The 25,130-nt window shown below is 74.0% G+C and carries 28 protein-coding genes; 22 read left to right on the top strand and 6 right to left on the bottom strand.

Features of this window, described 5'->3' with window-relative positions:
* Window positions 1–133 precede the first annotated feature (133 nt).
* The 3 genes from nadA to nadC are packed head-to-tail and all read left to right on the top strand — an operon-like array spanning window position 134 to window position 3,608.
* The gene (gene nadA, locus FHX44_RS41590; protein WP_147260771.1) at window positions 134–1,141 is read left to right on the top strand and encodes a quinolinate synthase NadA; all 1,008 of its coding nucleotides are present in this window, start codon (window positions 134–136) and stop codon (window positions 1,139–1,141) included.
* Window positions 1,138–2,727, top strand: coding sequence for an L-aspartate oxidase (locus FHX44_RS41585; protein ID WP_147260770.1), 1,590 nt, complete (start codon window positions 1,138–1,140; stop codon window positions 2,725–2,727). Before nadA ends, FHX44_RS41585 begins: the two co-directional genes overlap by 4 nt.
* A complete protein-coding gene (nadC, locus tag FHX44_RS41580) occupies window positions 2,724–3,608 on the top strand; it encodes a carboxylating nicotinate-nucleotide diphosphorylase (protein ID WP_147260769.1) in 885 nt (294 codons plus the stop codon). The genes FHX44_RS41585 and nadC overlap by 4 nt, the downstream gene beginning before the upstream one ends.
* Window positions 3,609–3,629: 21 nt before the next feature.
* On the opposite strand, the gene FHX44_RS41575 is transcribed toward nadC, so the two are convergent.
* Window positions 3,630–3,932: a hypothetical protein gene (locus tag FHX44_RS41575; RefSeq protein ID WP_212612899.1), complete on the bottom strand. Its 303-nt coding sequence runs from the start codon at window positions 3,930–3,932 to the stop codon at window positions 3,630–3,632.
* Between the two features lie 133 nt (window positions 3,933–4,065).
* Window positions 4,066–4,872, bottom strand: coding sequence for an SDR family NAD(P)-dependent oxidoreductase (locus FHX44_RS41570; protein ID WP_147260768.1), 807 nt, complete (start codon window positions 4,870–4,872; stop codon window positions 4,066–4,068).
* Window positions 4,873–5,028: 156 nt separating this feature from the next.
* Between FHX44_RS41570 and FHX44_RS41565 the strand changes: the two genes are divergently transcribed.
* The 10 genes from FHX44_RS41565 (at window position 5,029) to hisI (ending at window position 12,590) form a co-directional block, all read left to right on the top strand.
* Complete coding sequence (locus FHX44_RS41565) at window positions 5,029–5,271, top strand: hypothetical protein (protein ID WP_147260767.1); 243 nt, start codon at window positions 5,029–5,031, stop codon at window positions 5,269–5,271.
* Between the two features lie 133 nt (window positions 5,272–5,404).
* A complete protein-coding gene (locus FHX44_RS41560) occupies window positions 5,405–5,764 on the top strand; it encodes a matrixin family metalloprotease (RefSeq protein ID WP_147260766.1) in 360 nt (119 codons plus the stop codon).
* 75 nt (window positions 5,765–5,839) lie between these two features.
* Window positions 5,840–7,159 carry a histidinol dehydrogenase gene (gene hisD / locus FHX44_RS41555; RefSeq protein ID WP_147260765.1) on the top strand — a complete coding sequence of 440 codons (1,320 nt, stop codon included), beginning with the start codon at window positions 5,840–5,842 and terminating at the stop codon, window positions 7,157–7,159.
* Complete coding sequence (locus tag FHX44_RS41550; RefSeq protein WP_147260764.1) at window positions 7,156–8,301, top strand: histidinol-phosphate transaminase; 1,146 nt, start codon at window positions 7,156–7,158, stop codon at window positions 8,299–8,301. Before hisD ends, FHX44_RS41550 begins: the two co-directional genes overlap by 4 nt.
* The gene (gene hisB, locus FHX44_RS41545; protein WP_147260763.1) at window positions 8,298–8,897 is read left to right on the top strand and encodes an imidazoleglycerol-phosphate dehydratase HisB; all 600 of its coding nucleotides are present in this window, start codon (window positions 8,298–8,300) and stop codon (window positions 8,895–8,897) included. Before FHX44_RS41550 ends, hisB begins: the two co-directional genes overlap by 4 nt.
* Window positions 8,894–9,754, top strand: coding sequence for a PHP domain-containing protein (locus FHX44_RS41540; RefSeq protein WP_281287969.1), 861 nt, complete (start codon window positions 8,894–8,896; stop codon window positions 9,752–9,754). The genes hisB and FHX44_RS41540 overlap by 4 nt, the downstream gene beginning before the upstream one ends.
* A 37-nt stretch (window positions 9,755–9,791) precedes the next feature.
* The gene (gene hisH / locus FHX44_RS41535) at window positions 9,792–10,427 is read left to right on the top strand and encodes an imidazole glycerol phosphate synthase subunit HisH (RefSeq protein ID WP_147260761.1); all 636 of its coding nucleotides are present in this window, start codon (window positions 9,792–9,794) and stop codon (window positions 10,425–10,427) included.
* A 242-nt stretch (window positions 10,428–10,669) separates the two neighbouring features.
* Entirely contained in the window at window positions 10,670–11,437 is a 768-nt protein-coding gene (gene priA, locus FHX44_RS41530; RefSeq protein WP_147260760.1) for a bifunctional 1-(5-phosphoribosyl)-5-((5-phosphoribosylamino)methylideneamino)imidazole-4-carboxamide isomerase/phosphoribosylanthranilate isomerase PriA, read from the top strand.
* Window positions 11,437–12,210 (top strand): imidazole glycerol phosphate synthase subunit HisF, encoded by a 774-nt coding sequence (gene hisF / locus FHX44_RS41525; protein ID WP_147260759.1) that lies wholly within the window; start codon window positions 11,437–11,439, stop codon window positions 12,208–12,210. The genes priA and hisF overlap by 1 nt, the downstream gene beginning before the upstream one ends.
* Window positions 12,207–12,590 carry a phosphoribosyl-AMP cyclohydrolase gene (gene hisI / locus FHX44_RS41520; protein ID WP_147260758.1) on the top strand — a complete coding sequence of 128 codons (384 nt, stop codon included), beginning with the start codon at window positions 12,207–12,209 and terminating at the stop codon, window positions 12,588–12,590. The genes hisF and hisI overlap by 4 nt, the downstream gene beginning before the upstream one ends.
* A gap of 197 nt (window positions 12,591–12,787) precedes the next feature.
* On the opposite strand, the gene FHX44_RS41515 is transcribed toward hisI, so the two are convergent.
* Window positions 12,788–13,180 carry a winged helix-turn-helix transcriptional regulator gene (locus FHX44_RS41515; protein WP_246170879.1) on the bottom strand — a complete coding sequence of 131 codons (393 nt, stop codon included), beginning with the start codon at window positions 13,178–13,180 and terminating at the stop codon, window positions 12,788–12,790.
* Window positions 13,181–13,292: 112 nt separating this feature from the next.
* Between FHX44_RS41515 and FHX44_RS41510 the strand changes: the two genes are divergently transcribed.
* Entirely contained in the window at window positions 13,293–13,949 is a 657-nt protein-coding gene (locus FHX44_RS41510) for an NAD(P)-dependent oxidoreductase (protein ID WP_147260757.1), read from the top strand.
* A 125-nt stretch (window positions 13,950–14,074) separates the two neighbouring features.
* Window positions 14,075–14,803: an alanyl-tRNA editing protein gene (locus tag FHX44_RS41505; RefSeq protein WP_147260756.1), complete on the top strand. Its 729-nt coding sequence runs from the start codon at window positions 14,075–14,077 to the stop codon at window positions 14,801–14,803.
* A 48-nt stretch (window positions 14,804–14,851) separates the two neighbouring features.
* Here FHX44_RS41505 and FHX44_RS41500 read toward each other — a convergent pair whose 3' ends face one another.
* Window positions 14,852–15,757, bottom strand: coding sequence for a hypothetical protein (locus FHX44_RS41500; RefSeq protein WP_147260755.1), 906 nt, complete (start codon window positions 15,755–15,757; stop codon window positions 14,852–14,854).
* A gap of 107 nt (window positions 15,758–15,864) precedes the next feature.
* Here FHX44_RS41500 and FHX44_RS41495 point away from each other — a divergent pair, with 107 nt between their 5' ends.
* The 3 genes from FHX44_RS41495 to FHX44_RS41485 are packed head-to-tail and all read left to right on the top strand — an operon-like array spanning window position 15,865 to window position 18,648.
* Window positions 15,865–17,112 carry a sensor histidine kinase gene (locus tag FHX44_RS41495; protein ID WP_246170878.1) on the top strand — a complete coding sequence of 416 codons (1,248 nt, stop codon included), beginning with the start codon at window positions 15,865–15,867 and terminating at the stop codon, window positions 17,110–17,112.
* A complete protein-coding gene (locus tag FHX44_RS41490; RefSeq protein WP_246170877.1) occupies window positions 17,109–17,762 on the top strand; it encodes a response regulator in 654 nt (217 codons plus the stop codon). Before FHX44_RS41495 ends, FHX44_RS41490 begins: the two co-directional genes overlap by 4 nt.
* Before the next feature lie 43 nt (window positions 17,763–17,805).
* Window positions 17,806–18,648, top strand: coding sequence for a hypothetical protein (locus FHX44_RS41485; RefSeq protein WP_147260753.1), 843 nt, complete (start codon window positions 17,806–17,808; stop codon window positions 18,646–18,648).
* On the opposite strand, the gene FHX44_RS41480 is transcribed toward FHX44_RS41485, so the two are convergent.
* Complete coding sequence (locus tag FHX44_RS41480; RefSeq protein ID WP_246170876.1) at window positions 18,629–19,261, bottom strand: TetR/AcrR family transcriptional regulator; 633 nt, start codon at window positions 19,259–19,261, stop codon at window positions 18,629–18,631. The two genes, FHX44_RS41485 and FHX44_RS41480, sit on opposite strands and share 20 nt — an antisense overlap.
* A 72-nt stretch (window positions 19,262–19,333) precedes the next feature.
* On the opposite strand from FHX44_RS41480, the gene FHX44_RS41475 reads away from it, so the two are divergent.
* Entirely contained in the window at window positions 19,334–20,986 is a 1,653-nt protein-coding gene (locus FHX44_RS41475) for an anthranilate synthase component I (protein ID WP_147260752.1), read from the top strand.
* Window positions 20,987–21,009: 23 nt separating this feature from the next.
* Here FHX44_RS41475 and FHX44_RS41470 read toward each other — a convergent pair whose 3' ends face one another.
* Window positions 21,010–22,266 (bottom strand): PQQ-binding-like beta-propeller repeat protein, encoded by a 1,257-nt coding sequence (locus FHX44_RS41470; protein WP_147260751.1) that lies wholly within the window; start codon window positions 22,264–22,266, stop codon window positions 21,010–21,012.
* 136 nt (window positions 22,267–22,402) lie between these two features.
* Between FHX44_RS41470 and FHX44_RS41465 the strand changes: the two genes are divergently transcribed.
* Genes FHX44_RS41465 through trpB form a run of 3 tightly spaced genes read left to right on the top strand, consistent with a single transcriptional unit; the run spans window position 22,403 to window position 25,102 of the window.
* Window positions 22,403–22,930: a Trp biosynthesis-associated membrane protein gene (locus FHX44_RS41465; protein ID WP_147260750.1), complete on the top strand. Its 528-nt coding sequence runs from the start codon at window positions 22,403–22,405 to the stop codon at window positions 22,928–22,930.
* Window positions 22,931–22,973: 43 nt separating this feature from the next.
* Window positions 22,974–23,798, top strand: coding sequence for an indole-3-glycerol phosphate synthase TrpC (gene trpC, locus FHX44_RS41460; RefSeq protein WP_147260749.1), 825 nt, complete (start codon window positions 22,974–22,976; stop codon window positions 23,796–23,798).
* Window positions 23,795–25,102, top strand: a complete 1,308-nt coding sequence (trpB, locus tag FHX44_RS41455; RefSeq protein WP_170308694.1) for a tryptophan synthase subunit beta — start codon at window positions 23,795–23,797, stop codon at window positions 25,100–25,102. The genes trpC and trpB overlap by 4 nt, the downstream gene beginning before the upstream one ends.
* Window positions 25,103–25,130: the final 28 nt, after the last annotated feature.

Below are 25,130 nucleotides of genomic sequence, written 5' to 3'. Positions count from 1 at the left end.
CCGGCCGCGATACCCGGCGTGAACACCGGGTTGCGCCGGGATGAGTTCCCGGTCACGCGGAGGGGGTGCGGCGGCGCGCTCGCTGTTACGATCGCTACCGTTTCCGACTGAGAGTCGAAAACCAGGAGGGGTCATGACCGCAAGCCCGACGATCGCCGAGCCCCTGCTCGGCGGGTCGCTGGAACCCGGATGGGCCGACGAGGTGCGCGCACTGGCCCGCCGCCGCGACGCCGTGTTGCTGGCGCACAACTACCAGCTGCCCGAGATCCAGGACGTCGCCGACCACACCGGCGACTCCCTCGCGCTCTCGCGCATCGCCGCCGAGTCCGATGCGTCGACGATCGTGTTCTGCGGCGTGCACTTCATGGCCGAGACCGCGAAGATCCTCAGCCCGGACAAGACGGTGCTGATCCCCGACGCCGCCGCCGGCTGCTCGCTCGCCGACTCGATCACCGTCGAGCAGCTGCGGGCCTGGAAGGCCGAGCACCCGGGCGCGGTGGTCGTCTCCTACGTCAACACGACGGCCGCGGTGAAGTCCGAGACCGACATCTGCTGCACCTCGTCCAACGCGGTCGAGGTCGTGGCCTCGATCCCGGCCGACAAGGAGGTGCTGTTCCTGCCCGACCAGTTCCTCGGCGCACACGTCCGCCGCGTGCTGGAGCGGGAGAACATGCACGTCTGGGCGGGGGAGTGCCACGTGCACGCCGGCATCAACGGCGCGACCCTGACCGCGAAGGCGCAGGCTAACCCGGACGCCGAGCTCTTCGTCCACCCGGAGTGCGGCTGCGCGACCTCCGCGCTCTACCTCGCCGGGACCGGCGCGGTCCCCGCGGACCGGGTCAAGATCCTCTCCACGGGCGGGATGCTCGACGCTGCCCGCAGCTCGCAGGCGAAGTCGGTGCTGGTGGCAACCGAGGTCGGCATGCTGCACCAGCTGCGCCGGGCCGCGCCGGAGATCGACTTCCGCGCGGTCAACGACCGCGCGTCCTGCCGCTACATGAAGATGATCACGCCGGAGAAGCTGCTGCGCGCCCTGCGCGAGGGCCGCGACGAGGTGCACGTCGACCCCGTGCTCGCCGCCCGCGGCCGCGCCGCCGTGCAACGAATGATCGAGATCGGGCGGCCGGGGGGTGGCGAATGACCCCCCGGTGGGAGGCCGATGCGGACCTCGTGGTCGTCGGGTCCGGGGTCGGCGGGCTCACCGCCGCGCTGGACGCGGCCGAGCTCGGCCTGCGCGTCGTCGTGGTGACCAAGGACGCCGCCGACGCCGGCTCCACCCGCTACGCGCAGGGCGGCGTCGCCGTCGTGCTCGGGGACGTGCCGGGGGACAGCGTCGAGGCGCACGTCGCCGACACGCTCGCCGCCGGCGCGGGCCTGTCCGAGGTCGCCGCCGTCACGGAGATCCTCGCCGACGGCCCGGCCGCGGTCGCCCGGCTGCGGGCGCGGGGCGCGCTGTTCGATCCCGGCGCCGACGGCCGCCTGGCGCGCACCCGCGAGGGCGGGCACTCGGCGTTCCGCGTGGTGCACGCCGGAGGCGACGCCACGGGCGCCGAGGTGGAGCGCGCGCTGGTGGCAGCCGTGACCGACCGGCGGCTCCCGCTGCTCGCCGGGCACGTCGCCGTCGACGCGCTGCGCGACGAGCGCGGCGCGGTCACGGGGCTCGCGGTGCTCGACGACACCGGCCGGCCCGGCGTGCTGCGCGCGCCCGCGGTGCTGCTGGCCAGCGGTGGCTACGGCCAGCTCTATGCGAGCACCACGAACCCGGCCACGGCCACCGGCGACGGTCTGGCGCTCGCGCTGCGCGCCGGCGCCACGGCGGCCGACCTGGAGTTCGTGCAGTTCCACCCCACCGTTCTCTACACCGGGCCCGCGGTGGGCAGGCGGCCGCTCGTCACCGAGGCCGTGCGCGGCGAGGGAGCGGTGCTGCTCGACCGCGCGGGCCGGCGGTTCATGGCCGATGTGCACCCGCTCGCCGACCTCGCCCCGCGAGACGTCGTGGCCGCGGCGATCACCCGCACGCTCGCCGCAACGGGCGCCGACTGCGTACACCTGGACGCGACGGCCCTCCCGGACTTCGCCCGCCGGTTCCCGACCGTCAACGCGGCGTGCCGGGCCGCCGGGATCGACCCTGTGCGCGAGCCCATCCCCGTCACGCCGGCCGCCCACTACGCGTGCGGCGGCGTGGTCACCGACCTGCACGGCCGCACGTCCGTCCCCGGGCTCTACGCCGCGGGCGAGGTGGCCCGCACCGGCCTGCACGGCGCCAACCGGCTCGCGTCCAACTCGCTGCTGGAAGGGCTGGTCGTCGGGGCGAGGGCGGCGCGGGCGGTGGCGGCCGACCGGCAGGGCCTCCGGCCTGCCGCGGGCGGGTGCCTCGTGGCGTCGCCCGCGGTGCCGCTCGCGCCGCGCGAGGTCGTCCAGCAGGCGATGACGTCGGCGGCGGGAATCGGCCGCGACGCCGCAGGCCTCGCCGCGGCCTCCGACCGGGTGGAGGCCGCCACGGCCGTGGGCGTTCCCGTGGACCGGGCGGGTGTGGAGGACGCCGCGCTCACCCTCCTCGCGCAGGCCGTGCTCGCCGCTGCCGGCACCCGCACCGAGAGCCGCGGCTGCCACGTGCGCACCGACTTCCCCGACCGCGACGACCGGTGGCAGCGGGCGAGCCTCGAGCTCGCACTCGACGCCGACGGTCGGCCGGTGGTCCAGGCCGGGACGGCGGTGGCGGCATGACCGGGACGGCTGGTGTCGATGCGAGCTCCGCGCTGGTGGGTCCCGACCTCGCCGACCTGCGGCGGGTCGTGGCGACGGCCCTCGAGGAGGACCTGCGCTACGGCCCGGACGCCACGACGGCGGCCACCGTGCCGGCCGATGCCGTGGCAGTGGCGGCCTTCGCCGCGCGCGAGCCGGGCGTGCTGGCCGGTCTCCCCGCGGTGCGCGTGGTCCTCGACGAGGTCGTCGGCGGTTACGAGGTCCTGCAAGCCCGCTCCGACGGCGACCGGCTCGCGGCAGGCGACTCCGCCCTGACCGTCCGGGCCCCCGTGCGCGGGCTGCTCACCGCGGAGCGCACCGCGCTCAACCTGCTCTGCCACCTCTCCGGGGTCGCCACGGCCACCGCGGCCTGGGTCGACGCCGTGGCCGGCACCGGCGCACGCATCCGCGACACCCGCAAGACCCTGCCCGGGCTGCGGCTGCTGGAGAAGTACGCAGTGCGCTGCGGCGGCGGGGTGAACCACCGGCTCGGGCTGGGCGACGCCGTCCTGATCAAGGACAACCACGTCGCGGCCGCAGGCTCGGTGGGCGCCGCGCTCGCCGCCGCCCGGGCCGCGGCGCCCGACCTCCCGTACGAGGTGGAGGTCGACACCCTCGACCAGCTCGACGAGGTGCTCGCGCTCGGGGCCGAGCTGGTGCTGCTGGACAACTTCGACGTCGATCGCACGCGCGAGGCCGTCCGGCGGCGGGGCGACCGGCCGACGAAGCTGGAGTCCTCCGGGAGGCTCGCGCTGGCCAGCGCGCGGGCCTACGCCGAGACCGGCGTCGACTACCTGTCGGTCGGCGCGCTCACCCACTCGGTGCGCGCTCTCGACCTGGGGCTGGACCTGCGGTCCTCGTGACCGGGAGCGGGGTCATGGGCTTCACGCGAGAACGACGTTCGCCGCGGCGGTGGCACGCGGATATCCTTCGGCACCTCCTCGCAGATCGTGCTCGTCCATCCAGGAAGCGATGGCCGTGGCGATCGCGGCGGGCTGGTCTTCCGGGGTGTGATGGCCGGCGACGAGCTCGTGCTCGGCGATGTCGAGACCGGCCATGTCGGCGGCACACCAATCGACGAGCGCCGGACCCATCATCGTTCCGGGGCCGGGTTCGAACGTGATCAGCAGCTTGGGAACGTCGGTATTCGGCGCGAGCCATTCGTCGTATCTCGTGATCTCGGCCACGACATCGGCTGGTTCCCCGCCGAGCGGCATGGCCCGCGCCCACTGCAGCAGCGGTATGCGGCTGTCGCGCGGGTTACTGCTGTGGAGGTCGCGCCAGAGCAGGCGCGCCCGATGAGCCGTCCCGGGCGACGGGCTAACGCAGGCGCACGATGCTGCCGTTCAGCAAACGGGCCTCCTCCGACACGACCCAGGCGATCACCTCGGCCACCTCGTCCGGAGTGGCCACGTGGGTGTGCTCGGTGCTCGCCTCGACGCCGGCGCGCACCTCGTCGTTCACCCAGCCCGTGTCGGTGACGGGCGGGTAGACGATGTTGGCGGTCACCCCGTAGGGCGCCAGCTCCACCGACGCCGACATCGTGTAGTTCTCCTGGGCCGCTTTGGCCGCGCCGTAGGACACCTCGTCGGGGAAGCCGTGCTGCCCGCCGGACGTGAGCCCGACGATCCGGCCCCACGTGCCGCCGCGGGCGCGGTGGCGGCGGGCGAACTCCGCGATCAGGAGCGCGGGCGCCATCGCGTCGACGGCGAACTGCTGCCGGAACGTCTCCGCCGTGACCGCTCGCATCGGCCGCCCGAACCGATCCACTTCCGCGGGTTTGAACGTGTCCTGGATCCAGCCGCTGGCGTTGTTGACCAGGATGTCGACCGGCCCGAGGTGCTCCTCGGCGGCGTCGAACAGCAGTGCCGGGCTCGCCGGGTCGCTCAGGTCGGCCTCCACCGCGTGGGCCCGCCCGCCGGCCCGCTCGATCTCCGCGACGACGTCGGTGGCGTCGCCGCGGCGCAGGCGGTTGTACTCCGCGGGCTGGCCCTCGTCGTCGCCGGGACGGAAGTAGGCGACGAGCACGCCGGTGCCCCGGCGGCCCAGCGCGATGGCGGTGGCGGCGCCGATGCCCTGGTTGGCGCCGGTCACCAGAGCGACGTGCGGGTAAGAAGTGATCGCCATACCGGCACCTTCGCAGAGGGCGGGGCGGGCCCGCTTCCGGATTGCAGCATGGCCACCATCACGCAACGAGATGGCATGAAGGTGGCCATGCTGCAACTCGGCCGCGCTTACGCTCCCCGGCACTTCCGTGACAATCCGCCCGGAAGAGGGGGGCGCGTGGGGTTCGTGGCAAAACTGCAGGCGTTGCGTCGTGGCCGGCGGCAGGGGCCGGTCGCGGGGCCGCGACGCCAGGGCGTCTACATCACCGCCGGGGTGGCGATCGCGGTCGTGCTGGTCGTCGTGGCGCCGACCGCGTTCCGGCTGGTCGCACCGGGGGTCGTCGTGGTGCCCGGGTCGGCGAGCCCTGCGGCAGGCACCCCGGACCCGCCTCCGCAAGCCGGCCGGGAGTACCCGCCGTAGCCGGCCGACTCGCGCTACTCCGACCTCGCGGAGATCAGCGCCGCCACCGGCCTCGCCTTCGTCGACGACGGGTCACCACCGAGCGCGTGGCCGACGACCGGGAACCGGTCCAGCCGCAGCGCTACGGCGACCGGTGGGCGCCGGTGCTCGTCGACCCGGTGGACAAGCCGAGGTCGCCTACCCCGACGAGGAGGTCCACGGCGTCGCGTCCCGGTACGTGGTCGCCCCGTCGGGCACACCGTGGTCGGCGCGCTACGTGACGGGCTGGGTCGGGCTCAACCGCGCATGGTTCAGCGCTGCGCTCGCCGATCCCGGGAGGGCGGCGGTGGCGCGGGGCATCATGCTGCACGAGCTGGCGCACCTGGTCGGGTTGGACCACGTCGAGGACCCCACCCAGGTCATGCACGCCACGTCGGAGACGACCGGTCTCGGCGACGGTGACCGCGAGGGCCTGGCGATCGCGGGAGCAGGGAGTTGCTACGCGGACACGTGATGCTCCCCACCTGACGGCCAGGAACAGCAGTACGGCTCCGAGGTGCGTGTTTCGCAGCGGATTACGCTGGACGGCATGCTTCGGCGACTCGATCTGCGTGGTGCACCCCTGCCCCGTACCGCCCGCCTGCGCGGCCTGCTGCCGCGGGCCGAGCAGGACGTGGACGCGGCGGTGCACCAGGTGCAGCCGATCGTCGACGCGGTGCGCGAGCGCGGCGTGGAGGCGGCACTGGAGTTCGCGGAGCGGTTCGAGCGCGTGCGACCGAGCGCGGTGCGGGTGCCGGTGCAGACCTCGCAGGGCGCGCTGGCCGCGCTCGACCCGGCCGTGCGCACGGCGCTGGAGACGGCGATCGAGCGGGCCAGGGCGGTGCACGCCGACCAGCGCCGCAGCGACATCGTCACCCGGGTCGCGCCCGGCGGCACCGTCACCGAGCGGTTCCTGCCGGTGCAGCGGGTCGGCCTCTACGCCCCGGGCGGACTGGCGGTCTACCCGTCCAGCGTGGTCATGAACGTGGTGCCGGCGCAGGCCGCAGGGGTCGGGTCGATCGTGCTGGCCTCCCCGCCGCAGGCCGAGCACGGCGGCCTGCCCCACCCCACGGTGCTGGCCGCGGCGGCGCTGCTGGGCGTCGAGGAGGTGTGGGCGGTCGGCGGGGCGCAGGCGGTGGCGCTGCTGGCCTACGGCGGCACCGACACCGACGGCGCCGAGCTGGAGCCGGTCGACATGGTCACCGGGCCTGGCAACATCTACCTCACCGCCGCGAAGCGGCTGCTGCGCGGCCTGATCGGGATCGACGCGGAGGCCGGCCCCACCGAGATCGCGGTGCTGGCCGACGACACCGCCGACCCGGTGCACGTCGCGGCCGACCTGATCAGCCAGGCCGAACACGACCCGTCGGCGGCGTCGGTGCTGGTCACCACCTCCGAAGAGCTCACCGACGCGGTCGAGGCCGAGCTGGAGGCGCGGGTGGCGGCCACCAAGCACAGCGAGCGCATCCGCACCGCGCTCACCGGGCCGCAGTCCGGCGTCGTGCTCGTGGCCGACCTGGACGCCGGGGTCGCGGTCGTCGACGCCTACGCCGCCGAGCACCTGGAGATCCAGACCCGCGACGCGCGCGAGGTCGCGCTGCGCGTCCGCAACGCGGGCGCGATCTTCGTCGGGCCGTACGCGCCGGTGTCGCTGGGCGACTACTGCGCGGGCTCCAACCACGTGCTGCCCACCGGCGGCTGCGCCCGGCACTCGGCGGGCCTGTCGGTGCAGACGTTCCTCAAGGGCGTGCACGTGGTCGAGTACACCGAGGACGCGCTGCGCGAGGTCGCCGACCAGGTCGTCACCCTCGCCGGGGCGGAGGACCTGCCCGCCCACGGGGAAGCGGTGAGCGCGAGGTTCGCCCGATGACGGCGGTGCAGAACGCTCTCGGCCAGGACACCGTCGGCGCCGACGTCACCCTCGACGAGCTGCCGCTGCGCGAGGACCTGCGGGGCCGCAGCCCTTACGGCGCTCCGCAGCTGGACGTGCCGGTGCGGCTCAACACCAACGAGAACCCGTACCCGCCGCCACCCGAGCTCGTCGCCGACGTCACCAGGGCCGTGCACACGGCCGCGGAGGAGCTGCACCGCTACCCGGACCGCAACGCGGTGGGCCTGCGCACCGACCTCGCCGACTACCTCGCCGCGTCCACCGGTGTGCCGCTGACGTGCGCGAACCTGTGGGCCGCCAACGGCTCCAACGAGGTGCTGCAGCAGATCATGCAGGCGTTCGGCGGCCCGGGGCGGGTCGCGGTCGGGTTCGAGCCGTCGTACTCGATGCACCCGATCATCGCCTCGGGCACGCGCACCGAGTGGCTGCCCGCGCCGCGGCGCTCGGACTTCTCGCTCGACGTCCGGGAGGCCGCGTCGGTGCTGCGCGAGCACGCCCCCGACCTCACGTTCCTGACCAGCCCGAACAACCCCACGGGGCAGAGCATCGACCCCGACGAGCTCGCGGTGCTGGTCGACGCCGCTCCCGGGATGGTGGTGGTCGACGAGGCATACGCGGAGTTCTCCGACCGGCCCAGCGCGATCAGCCTGCTCGGCACCCACGCCCACAAGCTCGTCGTGTGCCGCACGATGAGCAAGGCGTTCGCGTTCGCGGGCGGCAGGCTGGGCTACCTCGCGGCGGCGCCGGCCGTGGTCGACGCGCTGCAGCTCGTCCGGCTGCCCTACCACCTGTCGGCGCTCACCCAGGCCGCCGCACGCGCGTCGCTGCGCCACGCCGACGCCACCCTCGGCTCGGTGGCGCTGCTGCGGGCCGAGCGCGAGCGCGTGGTGCCCGCGCTCGCCGCCGCGGGCTACGACGTGGTGCCGAGCGACGCCAACTTCGTGCTGTTCGGCCGGTTCAACGACGCGTCGCGCGCCTGGCGGGCCTTCCTCGACCGAGGGGTGCTGATCCGCGACGTCGGCATCCCGGAGCACCTGCGTGTCACGATCGGCACGCCGGAGGAGAACGACGCGTTCTTGCAGGTAGCCATCGACGTCGTAGACCAGGAGACAAGCCGGTGACCCGGATCGGCCGCGTGGAGCGGACCACCAAGGAGTCGAAGGTGCTCGTCGAGATCGACCTCGACGGCACCGGCACCACCGAGATCGCCACGGGTGTGCCGTTCTACGATCACATGCTCGACTCGTTCGGCAAACACGGCGCCTTCGACCTCACGGTCCGCGCCTCCGGCGACGTCCACATCGACGTGCACCACACCGTCGAGGACGTCGCGATCGTGCTCGGGCAGGCGATCCGGCAGGCGCTCGGCGAGAAGAAGGGCATCCGCCGCTTCGGCGACGCCTGGATCCCGATGGACGAGGCGCTCGCCCAGGCCGTCGTCGACGTCTCCGGCCGCCCGTACACCGTGCACACCGGCGAGCCGGACGTGATGCAGGGCTTCGTCGTCGGCGGGCACTACCCGACCGTGCTCAACCGGCACGTGTTCGAGTCGCTCGCCTTCCACGGGCACCTCGCCCTGCACGTCCGCGTGCTGGACGGGCGGGATCCCCACCACGTCACCGAGGCCGAGTACAAGGCGATCGCCCGGGCGTTGCGCGCCGCGGTGGAACCGGACGCGCGGATCACCGGAATCGCCTCGACGAAGGGCACGCTCTGAGGTTCCGTCGCGCGTCGCTGCCGGGCGACAACCACGTCCACACCGAGTGGTCGTGGGACGCGGTCCACGGGGCGATGGAGGCCACCTGCAAGCGGGCTGCTCGGCTGCGGCTGCCGTCGGTGGCCTTCACCGAGCACGCGGACCTCACGCCGTGGGTCGTGCGGGCCGAGGACCCCATGTCCGACGTGCTGCGCCGGTGGCTGCGCCCTGATGGCCGGATCGCCCCGCGCGACCTGGACGTCGAGGGCTACCTCGCCTGCGTGCAGCGCTGCCGGGAGCGGTACCCGGGGCTGCGCGTGCTCACCGGCGTCGAGCTGTCGGAGCCGCACTGGCACCCGGAGCAGACGGCCGCGCTGCTCGACGGTGGGCGGTTCGAGCGGGTGCTCGGGTCGGTGCACTCGGTGGGCGGGCGGGACGAGCCGCGGCTGGTCGACCACGCTGTGCTCGCCAGGCCGGCCGCCGACGTCGTGCGCGACTACCTGGCCGAGGCCCGCCGGATGGCCGCCTCCGACGCGCCGTTCGCGGTGCTCGCCCACATCGACTACCCGGTGCGGCACTGGCCGGCCGGCGGGGAACCGTTCCGGCCGGCCGACTTCGAGGACGAGTTCCGCGACGTGCTCACAGTCCTCGCCGCCAGCGGGCGCGCCCTCGAGATCAACACGAGGGTGCCGCTCGCCCCGGAGCTGGTGCGGTGGTGGGGCGACGCAGGCGGCGCGACCGTCTCGTTCGGCAGCGACGCGCACCGGCCCCGCGATCTCGCGAACGGGTTCGTCGCCGCGGCGGAGATGGCGCTGAGCTGTGGGTTCCGGCCCGGCGACGATCCCGTGGAGCTGTGGTCGCGCGCCGGAAGTTCCTGAACCACGAGGTCGAGCGGGCCGTCGGTACCCTGGTTCCGTGTCGAGGATCGTCGTGCTGGACTACGGATCGGGCAACCTGCGTTCCGCGGAACGCGCGCTGCGGCGCGTCGGCGCCGATGTCACGGTCACGGCGGACCGGCATGCCGCGCTGGAGGCCGACGGGCTCGTCGTCCCGGGTGTGGGCGCCTTCGCCGCCTGCATGGCCGGGCTGGCGAGCGTCGACGGCCCGCGCATCATCGACCAGCGGCTGGCCGGTGGCCGCCCGGTGCTGGGCATCTGCGTGGGCATGCAGGTGCTGTTCGACCTGGGCGTGGAGTGGGGCGAGCGCACCACAGGGTGCGGGCAGTGGCCCGGCACCGTGGAGCGGATCAAGGCCGACGTGCTGCCGCACATGGGCTGGAACACCGTGCGCGCCCCGGCCGGATCCAGCCTCTTCGCCGGGCTCGACGCGGACACGCGCTTCTACTTCGTGCACTCCTTCGGCGTGCGGCGCTGGGAGCTGGAGGAGTCGGACGTGCTCAAGCCGCCGCTCGTCACCTGGGCCCACCACGGCGAGGACTTCGTCGCGGCCGTGGAGAACGGCCCGCTCGCGGCCACCCAGTTCCACCCGGAGAAGTCCGGCGACGCCGGCGCCACCGTGCTGCGCAACTGGCTGCGCGACGTCGTCGGCTAGCGATCACGGCACCAGCGGGCGGGCGACGGCGCGCGCGAGCGCCTCTGCTGTGGCGCGCGGCGCGGTGGCGGATGATGCGTCCCGCAGGCCAGGACCGTCCGTCGCGCGCGGCGAGCCGATCGCCCGGGCCGCTCGCCTGTGCCGGGTGCGTGGCGTGGCGGTGGGCTCACCCGCCCGGCCGTTGCGCGCAGGACCACCGAGCGCGACCGGGAGGGCCTGCGCCCGCTCGGTACCCTCGACGTGTGAGTTTCACGCTGCTTCCCGCCGTCGACGTGGCCGACGGCCAGGCCGTCCGCCTGGTGCAGGGCGAGGCCGGCACCGAGACCGGCTACGGCGCCCCCCGTGAGGCGGCGCTGCAGTGGCAGCGCGACGGTGCCGAGTGGATCCACCTCGTCGACCTCGACGCCGCGTTCGGCCGCGGCTCCAACGCCGAGCTCCTGGCCGAGGTCGTCGGCGAGCTGGACGTGGCGGTGGAGCTGTCCGGTGGCATCCGGGACGACGCGTCGCTGGAGCGCGCCCTGTCCACCGGCTGCGCCCGCGTGAACCTGGGCACCGCCGCGCTGGAGGACCCCGAGTGGTGCGCCCGGGCGATCGTGCGGCACGGCGAGCGGATCGCCGTCGGCCTGGACGTGCGCATCGTCGACGGCGAGCACCGGCTCGCGGCCCGCGGCTGGACCCGCGACGGCGGCGACCTCTGGGAGGTCCTCGAGCGGCTCGACCGCGACGGCTGCGCCCGCTACGTCGTCACCGACGTCAGCAAGGACGGCACCCTGCGCGGCCCCAACCTGGACCTGCTGCAGTCCGTCGCCGGGGCGACGAAGGCCCCGGTGATCGCCTCCGGCGGCATCGCGGAGGTGTCCGACCTGGTGGCGCTCGCCGAGCTGGCCGCCTCCGGTGTCGGCATCGAGGGCTCGATCGTCGGCAAGGCGCTCTACGCCGGCCGCTTCACCCTCCCCGAGGCGCTCTCCGCGGTGGGTGCCGTGCGCCCGGCGGGACGGGCGGCGGGCTGATGGGAGTTGCTGTCCGTGTCATCCCCTGCCTGGACGTCGACGCCGGGCGGGTGGTGAAGGGCGTCAACTTCACCGACCTGCGCGACGCGGGCGACCCGGTGGAGATGGCCCGCGTCTACGACGCCGAGGGCGCCGACGAGCTGACGTTCCTCGACGTCACCGCGTCGTCGGGGGAGCGCGCCACGATGCTGGACGTCGTGCGGCGCACCGCGGAGCAGGTGTTCATCCCGCTCACGGTCGGCGGCGGGATCCGCACCACCGACGACGTCGACACGCTGTTGCGGGCGGGTGCGGACAAGGTCGGCATCAACACCGCGGCCATCCTGCGCCCCGAGCTGCTGCACGAGGCGAGCCGCCGGTTCGGCGCGCAGTGCATCGTGCTGTCGGTGGATGCGCGGAAGGTCCCCGAGGGCGGCGAGCCCACGCCGTCGGGCTGGGAGGTCACCACTCACGGCGGGCGCCGCGGCACCGGGATCGACGCGGTCGAGTGGGCCGCGCGCGGCCAGGAGCTCGGGGTGGGGGAGATCCTGCTCAACTCGATGGACGCCGACGGCACGCAGGCGGGCTTCGACCTGGAGATGATCAGCGCGGTGCGCGCGGTCGTGGACGTCCCGGTGATCGCGAGCGGGGGAGCGGGCGCGGTGGAGCACTTCCCGCCCGCGATCAGGGCGGGGGCCGACGCGGTGCTCGCCGCGAGCGTCTTCCACTTCGGGCAGCTGCGCATCAAGGACGTCAAGGACGGCCTGCGCGCCGCGGACGTGGAGGTCAGGTGACGCGCGTGGCGGAGTCGGCGTTGGACCCGGCGATCGCGGCCCGGCTCAAGCGCACTCCGGACGGCTTGGTCTGTGCGGTGGTGCAGGAACGCGGCAGCGGCGACGTGCTGATGGTGGCGTGGATGGACGACGAGGCCCTGCACCGCACGCTCACCACCGGCCGTGCCACGTACTGGTCGCGGTCGCGGGAGGCGTACTGGGTGAAGGGCGAGACCTCGGGCCACGTCCAGCACGTGCACGAGGTGCGCCTGGACTGCGACGGCGACGCGCTGCTCGTCGTCGTCGACCAGACCGGCCCGGCCTGCCACACCGGCACCCACACCTGCTTCGACACCGATGTCCTGCTGGGCGGGAACAACGGTCAGATCGTCCAGTCGTAGGCGGGTTCGCCGACCTCTTCTTGGAGCTCGAGGATCTGCCGGTCGCTCGTGCGCTCGATCCCGAACGTCGACGCGTAGCGCCGGGACACGCGTTTGAGCGATGCTGCGAGCGCTCCGGGTCAACGTGACACTCGGCAGGAAGCGCGCACAAGCCCCGGTTGTGACTGTCCGCAGCGAGTAGCGCCGATACCGCAGCGTTACGCGTCGCGATCCGTGGAGTCAGGAGGAGGTCGATCCGCGCGGTCGTAGGCTTCCTGTGACGCGGACACGTCGCCGAGGTGCGCGATCGACCATTCCTCCAGCGCGCGCAGCGGCTCGCGCAGGGTGCGGCCCGCCTCGGTGAGCGTGTACTCGACGCGGACCGGAACTTCGGGGTAGACGGTGCGGCGCACGAGCCCGTCCCGTTCGAGCCCGCGGAGGGTCTGGGTGAGCATCTTCTGCGAGATGCCCTCAACGCGTCGGCGCAACTCTGAGAAGCGGGCGCTGCCGTCCCAGAGGGCGCCCACGATGAGCACCGTCCAACGGTCGCCGATGCGATCCAGGATGTGGCGAGTCGGGCAATCCGCGCGGTAGGGGCTGCCGCGGAGCACCGACTCGGCCGGGGTGGTTACCACAAGGTGCCTTCTTCCCAGGGGAGAGCTGCCCTCATACGGTAATCGCAGCGCGTCGTCCGACGCCACCCCTCCCGTAGAAAGGCACCTCATGTCTCGCATTGTCGTCATCGGCGGCACCGGCTATGCCGGTTCGGCCATCGCCGCGGAGGCCGCTGCTCGCGGTCACCAGGTCACCGCGCTGAGCCGCTCTCTCCCCGACGCGCCCATCCCGAGCGTGACCTATGTCCAAGGCGACGCCACCGACGAAGCAACGCTGTCTTCGGTCATCGAGGGTTCCGACATCGTCGTGGACGCAATCGCCCCACGCGGCCCGCTGGTCGGCCACGCCCGCGACGTCCACCGCACCATCGCGCGTCTGGCCGATGCCGCGGGCGTACGCCTGTTCATCGTCGGCGGCGCCTCGTCGCTGCGCCCTGCGCCCGGGGCGGATCGCTTCGTCACCGACCCCAGCCACCTCAGCCTCATCCCCGTGGAGCTCCACGACGAGATCCGCGACGGAGCGGCGTTCATCATCGAGGACCTCCCGGCCACGCCCGCGACACTCGACTGGGTCTACGTGAGCCCGGCGCTCAGGTTCGGCGCACACATGCCCGCCGAACGACTCGGTCGTTATCGGCTCGGCGACGAGGTCGCGGTGCAGCCCGAGGACGGCGGTGCGATCTCCGCCGCGGACTACGCCCTCGGGTTCGTCGACCTGATCGAGAAGGGCGACCACCACAGGGCACAGGTCAACCTCGGCCACTAATCGACTTCGCCTACACCGACCTCGAGCCCGTCTTCGAGGAATGCCTGCGCGACCTCGCCTGCGCTTCGCACTGGACGTCCCGGCCGCATGAACAGCAAGACACCGGGCGTCCTAATGTCGGAGGCGTGACCGAGGAGCTCTTCGCCACCGACGCCTACCTCCGCTCCTTCGAGGCCGCGATCACAGAGGTCGACCGGGACGGCGGGCGCGTGGCGCTCGCCCGTACCGCGTTCTACCCGGGCGGGGGCGGCCAGCCGCACGATCTCGGGACGCTCGACTGGGGCGGCGGGCCCGTGAACGTCACGAGGGTGAAGCGGGAGGGCGGCCGCATCTGGCACTGGGTGGACGCACCCGAGCTTCCCGGCGCGGGCGCCGGGCTCGCCGGGGAGATCGACTGGGCGCGCCGGCACCTGCTGATGCGCACCCACACCGCGCTGCACGTGCTGTGCGGGGTGGTATGGGGCGAGTTCGCGATCCCCGTCACCGGCGGCAACATGGAACCCGGATCGGGGCGGCTGGACTTCCCGCTCGAGTCGATCTCCGCGGAGCTGGGGAAGCGCCTCGAGACCCGGATCAACGAGGAGCTCGCCGCGGCCAGGGCCGTCGTCGTCGAGTTCCTCGGCCGCGACGCCGCCGACGCCGACCCGGCACTGATCCGCACCGCGGCCAACCTCATCCCGCGGGAGATCGACCCGCTGCGTGTGATCGACATCGTCGGGCTGGACAAGCAGGCCGACGGCGGCACGCACGTGGCGAGCACCGCCGAGGTCGGCGCGGTCCGCGTGACCGGCACCGAGTCGAAGGGGAAGGGCAACAAGCGGGTGCGCATCCAGGTCGTGGACGCACCCGCCTGACCCCGCGTCCCGGCCGTCCCCACGCCGGCCGGGACGCGACGCCCCCCGTCACCCGCGCCGGCGCTCCCCGGTGCCGACGAGGGCGAGCATCCCGGCCACCGCGAGGGCGAACCCGCCGAGCAGGCCCGCGACCTGCGCGGTTCCGGCCGCCGGCCCGTAGGTGGTGAAGCCGCCCCCGGCCATCCGGACGACGACGGTGTAGAGACCCCAGGAGAACATCGCGGCGCTGCCCGTCCAGGCGGCCGCGACGACGGCCCACCGCGACTGCGGGCGGCCCCGGACCAGCGCGACCACCCCGGCGGCGCCGGCCACCGCGAGCGCGGCGTCGGCGGCCTGGACGCCGAGCGTGAGGGCCGAGCCCGCGGTCAGCCCGACCAGCAGGTGCAGGCCGGCGCTCGCCGCCGCCATGACGCACCCACCCGCGACGATCACGCGCAGCAGCGGCACGAGCGCGGGCGACGGCGGTGCGACCGTCGTGACGGTGTCCGACCAGCGTCGCACCGCGTGCGCGACGAACGCGGCGACCAGGAAGACGCCCTGCCAGGCGAACCCGCCGTACACCAGCGGCTGCAGCCACGGTTCGAACCACGTGGCGTCGGGTGCGTCGGTGGCGTACTGGAGCGCGGTCGCCGGCATGACCGCCACCACCATCGGGACGAGGAACCCGGTGCCCACCCACGCCGGGAGCAGCAGCAGCCACGCGGGGAGCCGGTCGCCCCACTCGTGGGTCAGGGCGAGCGCGAGCCCGATCACGACGAGGTCCATCCCGAACGTCACGGCGTTGGCCACCACGACGGTCGGGTCGGCGAGGAACCCGGGCTCGGTGACACCGGCCGTGCTGCCGGAGAGCCACAGGAGCTTGAGCGTCAGGTAGGGCACGGTGCCCGCGGCGGCGAGCCAGCCGAGGGCCCGCACACCGGCGGGGATCCGAGCTGCCGCAGGTGAGGTCGTCATGGCCACCACGATCGCGCCGCGGGCGGCGCACCGGCTCCCGCGCCCGGACGATCCGGCTCCCTCGGGCGGGGGAGGGCCCGGGCCGAACACTTTGCGACGATCAGAGCGTGCCCCGCCTCCTCCGGCACCTCATCGCCCCCCTCACCGACGGGTTGACCTACCGCCGGTACGTGCACCTGCTCCTGGGCGCGGTGATCCTGCTTCCCTACGTGGCCCTCGCCGCGCTGATCGTCTCGACGGTGGCGGGCGGCGGGCTCGACGTGCTCACGACGGTTCTGCTCGTGGTGCCTGCCGCGGGCATCGCCGTCGGTGTCACCCTCGTCCCGGGCGTCCGCTCGCTGGCCATCACCGCGGCCCGCACGCTGCTCGGCGCCGAAGTCCGCGAGCCGGACCCGGCCACGGTCGACTCCTGGCCGGGCCGTCGTCGGGCCGCCGTCTGGTTGCTGGTCAACGCGGCCGCGGGTGGGCTCACCGCGCTGGTCACGCTGATCGTCTTCCCCACGACGATCGGGTTCCTGTTCGCGCCGTGGCTCCTGCTGGCGCCGTTCCCGACGGGCGGCCGGGCGTGGTGGATGCCGCTGGTGGGGGCGCTGCTGCCGGTCCTGCTGCTGAACGCCGCGTCGGTGGGGGGCGCGGCGCTGGCCCGCCTCGCGCCGCGGGTGCTCGGGCCGACGCCCACGGAGCGGATGGCGGCCGAGCTCGCGGCCGCGCACGCCGCCGAGCGCGCGCTCGCCGAACGCAACCGGCTCGCGCGGGAGCTGCACGACTCCGTGGGGCACGCTCTGACGGTCACGACGTTGCAGGCGGGCGCAGCGGCCCGCGTGCTGAACAGCGACCCGGCGTTCGTCGCGAAGGCCCTCGACGCGATCGCCGATGCGGGGCGCACCGCGCTCGCCGACCTCGACCACGTGCTCGGGCTGCTGCGCGACGGCGAGGGCGGTGACGGCGGTGACCTGAGCCCGCAGCCGGACCTCGGCGACCTCGACGCGCTGGTCGACGGTGCCCGGTCGGCCGGAGTGCCGGTGGCGCTGCACCGCCGGGGCGCCACCGGGGCCGTGCCGCGGGCGGCGTCCCGGGAGGCCTATCGGATCGTGCAGGAGGGGCTCACCAACGCACTGCGGCATGCCGGCCCGGTGCCGGTCGAGGTCTGCGTCGCGGTGGGTTCCGACGCCGTGGAGCTGGAGGTCACCAACCCGCTCGGCCCCGGCCCCCCACGAGTGGGCGGCGGCCGGGGGATCGCCGGGATGCGCGAGCGGGTGGGAGTGCTGCGCGGTGACCTGTCCGCGGGCCCGGACGGCGACCGCTGGCGCGTCGCCGCGCGTCTCCCGATCGGACCCGAGAAGATGCCGTCGTGATCCGCGTTCTGCTGGTGGACGACGAGGAGCTGGTGCGGGCCGGGCTCAGGGCGATCCTCGACGCCGAGCGGGACATCGTGGTGCTCGGCGAGGCGTCCGACGGTTCGGAGGTGCCAGGGCTGGTGCGCAGGCTCGAGCCCGACGTCGTCCTGATGGACGTGCGGATGCCTGCCGTCGACGGGATCGCCGCCACGCGGCACCTCCTGTCGCGGGGGGCGGGCGCGCCGCGGGTGCTGGTGCTCACGACGTTCGGCAACGACGGCTACGTCTACGACGCCCTCCAGGCCGGTGCCACCGGGTTCCTGCTCAAGCGGGCCCGCCCGGCGGAGATCGTGCAGGCGGTCCGCACCGTCGCCGAAGGGGAGTCGCTGCTGTTCCCGGCGGCGGTGCGTGACCTCGTCGCCACGCGCGGACGGGGCCGGGGCGACGCGCTGCGCGGCGCCGGGCTCACCGAACGGGAGGGCGAGGTGCTGCGCCTCGTGGCGCGGGGCCTGTCGAACGCCGAGATCGCCCGCGAGCTGGTGGTCGGCGTCGAGACCGTGAAGACGCACGTGGGCAACGTGCTCGCCAAGGTCGGCGCCCGGGACCGGACCCAGGCGGTCGTGGCCGCCTACGAGTCCGGCTTCATCGACCCCAGGCGCCCGGTCTGACGCCACCTTCCGTCACCCGCGATGATCAGGTTAGCCTCACCTCATGGAAGCGTTGGCGGCCACGGTCGAGCGGTTGCGCGGGCTGCGGCCGGAGTACCCGGACTCCTACGCGCCGCGCATCGGCGTGCCGGCCGAACCGGGCTGGTCGTCGCTGGCGGACGTGGTGCCGCACGTCGCCGGGTGGTGCGCCCAGGCGCGGGAGCGGGACAACCCGGCCGGGCTGGCCTCGGTGGCCGCCACCGCGGTGGGCGGCGCACTCGTGCACGCCGTGCTTGGCCGCGTGACGGCAGCGCTCGTGCTCGAGCGCCGGGCATGGGACGTGCGGGCCGCGCACCTGGCCATCCACGCCGAGACGGAACTGCTCGCCGTGCGCGACGCCACGCTCCTCGTGCTGCCCGACGACCCGGCGGCAGGCCATCCCGGCACCGAGGTGGTGCCCGACCTGGCCGTGCTGCTCCACCGGGTGGCAGCCGATGCCGTGGCGACGCTGCGCCCCCTGCTGGACGCCGTGCGCGCCGCCACCCGCTACGGGCTCGTGCCGCTGTGGAACAGCGCGGCCGACAGCGTCCGCAGCGCCGCCCACTACGTACCGCTTTACGCGGGCGCCGACCGCGACGAGGCGCGCGGCGTCGGCGCCGCGCTCGTCGACGCGCTCGCCGCCCATGGTGCGCGGTTGCGCGACCGCGGCGGGCAGGAGCTGCTGCGGTGGGGGACCGAGACCTACACGGTGCCGGTGCGGGCCGCCTGCTGCCTGTACTACAAGACCGAGCCGGAGGTGGAGCGGCCCTCCGACGCGTACTGCATGACCTGCCCGTTCCTGTGCTCCCCCGACCGCAGGGAGCGCTTCGGGGCGTTCGTGGACGGGCTCACGGCAGCGGCCCGGTGAGGTAGCGCTGCAGGTTCGGCGCCACCGCGGCGATGATCGTGGCGTGGTCGGCCGACGCGAGCGGCTCCACCTTCAGCACGTAGCGGACGAACGCGAGCCCGAACAGCTGCGTGCCGCACAGCGTCGCGCGCAGCTCGGGCCGGTCCGGCGCCACCGTGGCCACGACCTTGATCACCAGCACGCGGGTGATGAACTCGCGCAGCAGGCTCGCCGCGGCGTCGTGGCTGGCGATGCTCTGGATCAAGGTGGCGAGCTGGGCGCCGCCGGTGGTGTCCCAGAGCTGCAGGAACCGGCCGAGGATCCGCTCGGCGAGGAGCTCGGGGTCGCCCGGGAGCACTTCGTTGAGCGCCGCCGCCGGGTCGACCGGCAGGTTCAGGGCCGCGACGAACAGCGGCTCCTTGCCGCCGAACCAGTGGTTGACCATCGCCGGGTCCACGCCCGCCCGCTCGGCGATCGCCCGCACCGTCGCGCCGTCGTAGCCGCGCTCGGCGAACACCACACGGGCGGCGTCGAGCAGCGCAGCACGGGTGTCGCCGCCACCGGGACGGCGTCCGCGGCGGCGGGGTCCGTCCTTTCCTGCCAGTTCGGTGCTCTCGTCGGGTACGGCGGCCACGTGCACATCTTCTCGCCCCCGAACTGAGAGCCTTCTGCAGGTGCGTCGAGAGCGCGCCGCGATAATGAGCGCATGACCGTATCCGCGCCGCCCGGCGCCCTCGGAGCGGTCACCCCCAGCCGCGAGGAGTTCCGAGCGCTGGCCGTCGAGCACCGGGTGATCCCGGTGACCAGGCGGCTGCTCGCCGACGACGAGACCCCCGTCGGGGTCTACCGCAAGCTGGCCGGTGACCGGCCCGGCACGTTCCTGTTCGAGTCGGCGGAGAACGGGCGGTCGTGGTCGCGATGGTCGTTCGTCGGCGCCCGCAGCCGCGCCACCCTCACGGCCGTGGACGGCGAGCTGGTGTGGACCGGCGAGGTGCCGGTCGGCCTGCCCACCTCGGGCGACCCCGTCGCCGCCCTGCGCACGGTGGTCGAGGAGCTGAGCAGCGAGCGGCTGCCCGGGTTGCCGCCGCTCACCGGTGGGATGGTCGGCTACCTCGGCTACGACGTGGTGCGGCGGCTGGAGCGGCTGCCCGAGCTGGCCGTCGACGACCTGCGCATCCCCGAGCTGGTGATGCTGCTGGCCACCGACCTCGCCGCGGTCGACCACCACGAGGGCGCGGTCACCCTGATCGCCAACGCGATCAACTGGGACGCCACAGACGAGCGCGTGGACGAGGCCTACGACGACGCCGTCGCCCGGTTGGACCGGATGACCGCCGACCTCGCCGCGCCCGCGCCGTCCACGGTGGCGGTGTTCCGGCCGGCCGAGCCGCGCTTCACCCGCCGCCGCACGGCCCCGGAGCACCACGCCGCGGTGGAGGCGGCCAAGGAGCAGATCCGCGCGGGCGAGGCCTTCCAGGTGGTGGTGTCGCAGCGGTTCGAGTCGGACTGCCGCGCCGACCCGCTCGACGTCTACCGCGTGCTGCGGGCCACCAACCCCAGCCCGTACATGTACCTGCTGCGCCTGGAATCGGCCGCCGGTGAGCGGTTCGACATCGTCGGATCCAGCCCTGAGGCGCTGGTCACGGTGCGGGACGGCACGGCGACGACGCACCCGATCGCCGGCACCCGCTGGCGCGGGGACACCGAGGAGGAGGACGTCCTCCTGGAGAAGGAGCTGCGCAGCGACGAGAAGGAGCGCGCCGAGCACGTGATGCTCGTCGACCTCGGGCGCAACGACCTCGGCCGGGTCTGCGAGCCCGGCACGGTCAAGGTGCACAGCTTCTTCTCCGTGGAGCGCTACAGCCACGTCATGCACCTGGTGTCGACGGTCACGGGACGGCTGCGCGACGACTGCAACGCGTTCGACGCGGTCACGGCCTGCTTCCCCGCGGGCACGCTCTCCGGCGCGCCGAAGCCGCGGGCCATGGAGATCATCGAGGAGCTGGAGCCGACGCGGCGAGGGCTCTACGGCGGGATCGTGGGTTACCTCGACTTCGCCGGAGATGCCGACACGGCGATCGCGATCCGCACCGCGCTGATCCGCGACGGCGTGGCGTACGTGCAGGCGGGCGGGGGGATCGTCGCGGACTCCGACCCGGCAGCCGAGGACGCGGAGTGCCTGAACAAGGCGCGGGCGGTGCTGTCGGCGGTGGCGACGGCAGCGACGCTCGGCCCGCCGCCGAGCGGCCCGCCGGAGGCGCGCACCGGCGGGGCGCGAGCTACGGGGGATGGGGCCGCCTCACTCGCTCCGCCGTCCCCGCAGCTCCGCCGTTCAGCTGCCTCGACGACTCCGCGGTAGGTGGTCGCAGCCGGCGAGGTGTGTCACGGCCCGGGGGTGAGGATGGTGACCCGCGGACCCTGCAGGGTGACGACGACATCGCCGGTCCGGGCGGCGGTGATCACGTACTCGCCCTCGGTGCGGGTCGCGGTCACGGCGCCGGTCGCGACGTCCACGGCGGCGAGTTGGTCCGAGCCACTGACGAGCAGCCGCGTCGGGCCGTGCAGGACGAGCAACCCGGAGGCGTACATGCCGTCGATCAGCCCCGGCGCCGCCCAGCGCGTGGCGCCGGTTGCGGCATCGAGGAGCACGAGTTCGCTGTCGACGGCGACGAGCACACCCTCGTCGAGGACGTGCAGGACCCGGAAGCGCGGGGTGGAGCTGCCGTCCGTTCCGACGGCGGCGATCCACATCGGCTCGCCGGTGTGCGGGTCGAGCGCGGTGACGAGGCGGCCGTCGCCCGAGGTGGTGGCCACGACCGCTGCGGCCGTGCCGCCCGCGAGGTCGGGCGGCAGGTGTGCCCGGGCCGCCCAGCGCATCGTGCCGGTCGCGACGTCGTAGGCCCGCAGCTCGTTGCCGGTGCGGTCCTCGGGCACGGCATCGACCAGCACGACGTCTCCGGCGAGCACCGGCGCGGCGCTGCCCGCCTCGAACGCGACTTCCCACAGCTCGTTCCCGGTAGCGGGGTCGAGTGCGCGCAGTCGCGAGCCGCCGCCGTGTGAACCGAGGACGATGCGCTCGGCGTCAGCGGTCACGATCTCGGCGCCCCACTCCTCGTCAGCGGTGTCGGTACACCACGCGACGGTGCCGGTGGTCGCGTCGACCGCGGTCACGTCTCCGTCGTCCTTGTCGAACATCAACAGCTGTCCCGGCGCCCCGGGCAGCAGGAACGGCGTGTCGTTGATCGCCGGTCCGTCGATCTGCCAACGCGTCGCGCCCGTGCGGGCGTCGTAGGCGGCGAGCACGGTCGAGTCGGATCCGAACCAGCCGGTCGGATCGGGCCGATGCCCGATGACCACCAGGTCGCCCGCGACAGCAGCGGCCGTGAACCACGGTTCCCACTCCCCGCCGCGCTGCTCCGGGTGGTCCCCCAACAGGCTCCAGCGCGCCGCCACCTGGGTGCCGACCGTGCGCAGATGCCCCGCGGGCGTGGTCCCAGCGGTGAGATCGGCCGAGGCGGGCAACGCTCGATCGGTCGGGCCTGCGGAGCAGCCGGACCTCGGCCACATCGCCAACCCGAGCAGCCCGGCGGCGAGAACAGCGGTGACGATGACCGCGATCGTGCGGGGAGCGATCTGCACGTGATCAGCTTCGCGGGGCGATGCGACCACGGGCAATCCGTAGTCCTACCGGACTGCGCGCCGGAGCCGACCGGTGGCGCTGCCGGTACCGACGGCCGAGGCTGCCACGGGCTCCGCACCACTACGGTCGACGGTGATGGACTCCCGCGATCGAAGGGGCCTGCGCACCGGCGGTGGCACGGCTCGGAACCCGCGCGTGCTGGTCGCCGTGTGTGTGGCGCTGGTGGTGGCTGCGGGGCTCCTGTGGGGTGCGTCGGCCGCGGCGGGTGAGCCGGCGCTGTCCGGGCTCGCGTTGCTCGCCCTGGCAGGGGTGGCCGGGGTGGTGGCGACGGCGGGCGTGCTGCGCAGGGTGGTCGGCGGGCTGCTGGCGGCGGCCGGGCTGGTGCAGGCAGTGCTCGCCGCGGTTGCCGGTCCGGTGCTCGCGTTACCAGGCGCGGTCGTGCTGCTCGCGGCGGGTGTGGTCGCGCTGGCGTGGGAGCCGCGCCTCCCGCGGTTCGGCGCGCGTTATGCGGCGCCGGGGGAGCGACGGGTGGAGCGCGACCCGGACCGGGCCGCGTGGCAGGACCTCGACGAGGGCCGCGACCCGACGATCGACCCCGCCGACGCACCGCCCGGCGACGCGGGGGACGATCCTGGCGACGGGCCGCGAAGCGCGCCTGTCTAGCATGATTCGCGCCCGGCCCTATCCGGAGAGGGGGACAGCTGCCATGACGAACGGCGGAGCGAGTGTCCTCGATTCCATCGTTGACGGTGTCAGGGCCGATCTCGCGGTGCGCGAGGCGGAGGTCGACTTCGCGGAGATCAAGCGGCGGGCGGCGGCGGCCCCGCCTCCGCGGGACGTGTTGGCCGCACTGCGCGCCCCGGGTATCGGGGTGATCGCCGAGGTGAAGCGGCGGAGCCCGTCGAAGGGTGATCTGGCGGAGATCGCCGACCCGGCGGAGCTGGCTGCGTCGTACGCCGAGAACGGCGCGCGGGTGATCAGCGTGCTCACCGAGCGGCGCCGCTTCGGCGGGTCGCTCGCCGACCTCGCCGCGGTGCGCACCGTGGTCGACGTGCCGGTGCTGCGCAAGGACTTCGTGGTGAGCCCGTACCAGGTGCACGAGGCCAGGGCCTACGGTGCCGACCTGGTGCTGCTGATCGTCGCCGCGCTGGAGCAGAACGCGCTCGACGCCCTGCTCGACCGCGTGGAGTCGCTCGGGATGACCGCGCTCGTCGAGGTGCACACCGAGGAGGAGGCCGACCGCGCGCTGGAAGCGGGCGCCAAGGTCATCGGGGTGAACGCGCGCAACCTGCACACCCTCGAGGTCGATCGCACGATCTTCGGGCGGATCGCTCCCGGCCTGCCGACCGACGTGATGCGGGTGGCCGAGTCCGGTGTGCGCGGCCCTGGCGACCTGCTCACCTACGCCGGATGGGGCGCCGACGCGGTGCTCGTCGGGGAGGGCCTCGTCACCAGCGGAGACCCGGGCGGGACCGTGCGCAGCCTGGTGGCTGCGGGCTTCCACCCGTCGTGTTCGAGAATGGTGCGGTGAGTACGCACAGCAAGGCGAGCGACGGGGTCGCGCACCCGTCGGAGCACGAGCCTGACGAGCGGGGCCACTTCGGCCGCTACGGGGGCCGGTTCGTCCCCGAGGCGCTGGTCGCGGCGCTCGACGAGCTCACCACCGTGTACGAGAAGGCCCGTGGCGACCGGGACTTCCTCGACGAGCTCGACCGCCTGCACCGCGACTACACCGGCCGGCCGTCCCCGTTGAGCGACGCCCCGAAGCTGGGTGCGCACGCGGGCGGCGCGCGGATCCTGCTCAAGCGCGAGGACCTCAACCACACCGGCTCGCACAAGATCAACAACGTGCTCGGGCAGGCGCTGCTCACCAAGCGGATGGGCAAGAAGCGGGTGATCGCCGAGACCGGCGCAGGCCAGCACGGCGTGGCCACCGCCACCGCCTGCGCGCTGCTCGGCCTGGAGTGCGTCGTCTACATGGGCGAGGTCGACACCGAACGGCAGGCCCTCAACGTCGCCCGGATGCGGCTGCTCGGCGCGAAGGTGGTGCCGGTGAAGACCGGCTCGCGCACGCTGAAGGACGCGATCAACGAGGCCCTGCGCGACTGGGTCACGAACGTCGACGACACGCACTACCTGCTCGGCACCGCCGCCGGGCCCCACCCGTTCCCGACGATGGTGCGCGACCTGCACCGGATCATCGGCCTCGAGGCGCGCGAGCAGGTCCTCGAACGCGTCGGGCGGCTGCCGGACGTGGTGGCCGCCTGCGTCGGCGGCGGCTCCAACGCGATCGGCATCTTCCACGCCTTCCTCGACGATCCCGGCGTGCGGTTGGTCGGCCTCGAGCCGGGCGGTGACGGGGTGGAGACCGGGCGCCACGGTGCCACCCTGACCGCGGGCTCCCCCGGCGCGCTGCACGGCGCGCTGTCGTACCTGCTGCAGGACGAGGACGGGCAGACGGCCGAGTCGCACTCGATCTCGGCAGGGCTCGACTACCCGGGGGTCGGGCCGGAGCACGCGCTGCTCAAGGACATCGGCCGCGCCGAGTACCGCCCGATCACCGACGCCGAGGCGATGGACGCGTTCGCGCTGCTCTCGCGCACCGAGGGGATCATCCCGGCCATCGAGTCGGCCCACGCCGTGGCGGGTGCGCTGAAGCTGGGCCAGGAGCTCGGGCCCGAGGCGGTGATCCTCGTGAACCTGTCCGGGCGCGGGGACAAGGACGTCGACACGGCGGCGAAGTGGTTCGGCATGATCTCCGAGGAGGAGAGCGCCGAGGAGGCGAGCGGCACCGCGATCGCCGAAGCCAGCCTGACGGAGGGGCCGCCCCGATGAGCGAGCGTCAGCGAGCGAATCATGGACA

Source organism: Pseudonocardia hierapolitana, from assembly GCF_007994075.1.
Classification (GTDB): Bacteria; Actinomycetota; Actinomycetes; order Mycobacteriales; family Pseudonocardiaceae; genus Pseudonocardia; species Pseudonocardia hierapolitana.
The sequence above is the reverse complement of the archived record's forward strand: the minus strand, read 5'-3'. Positions and strand labels throughout refer to the sequence as shown.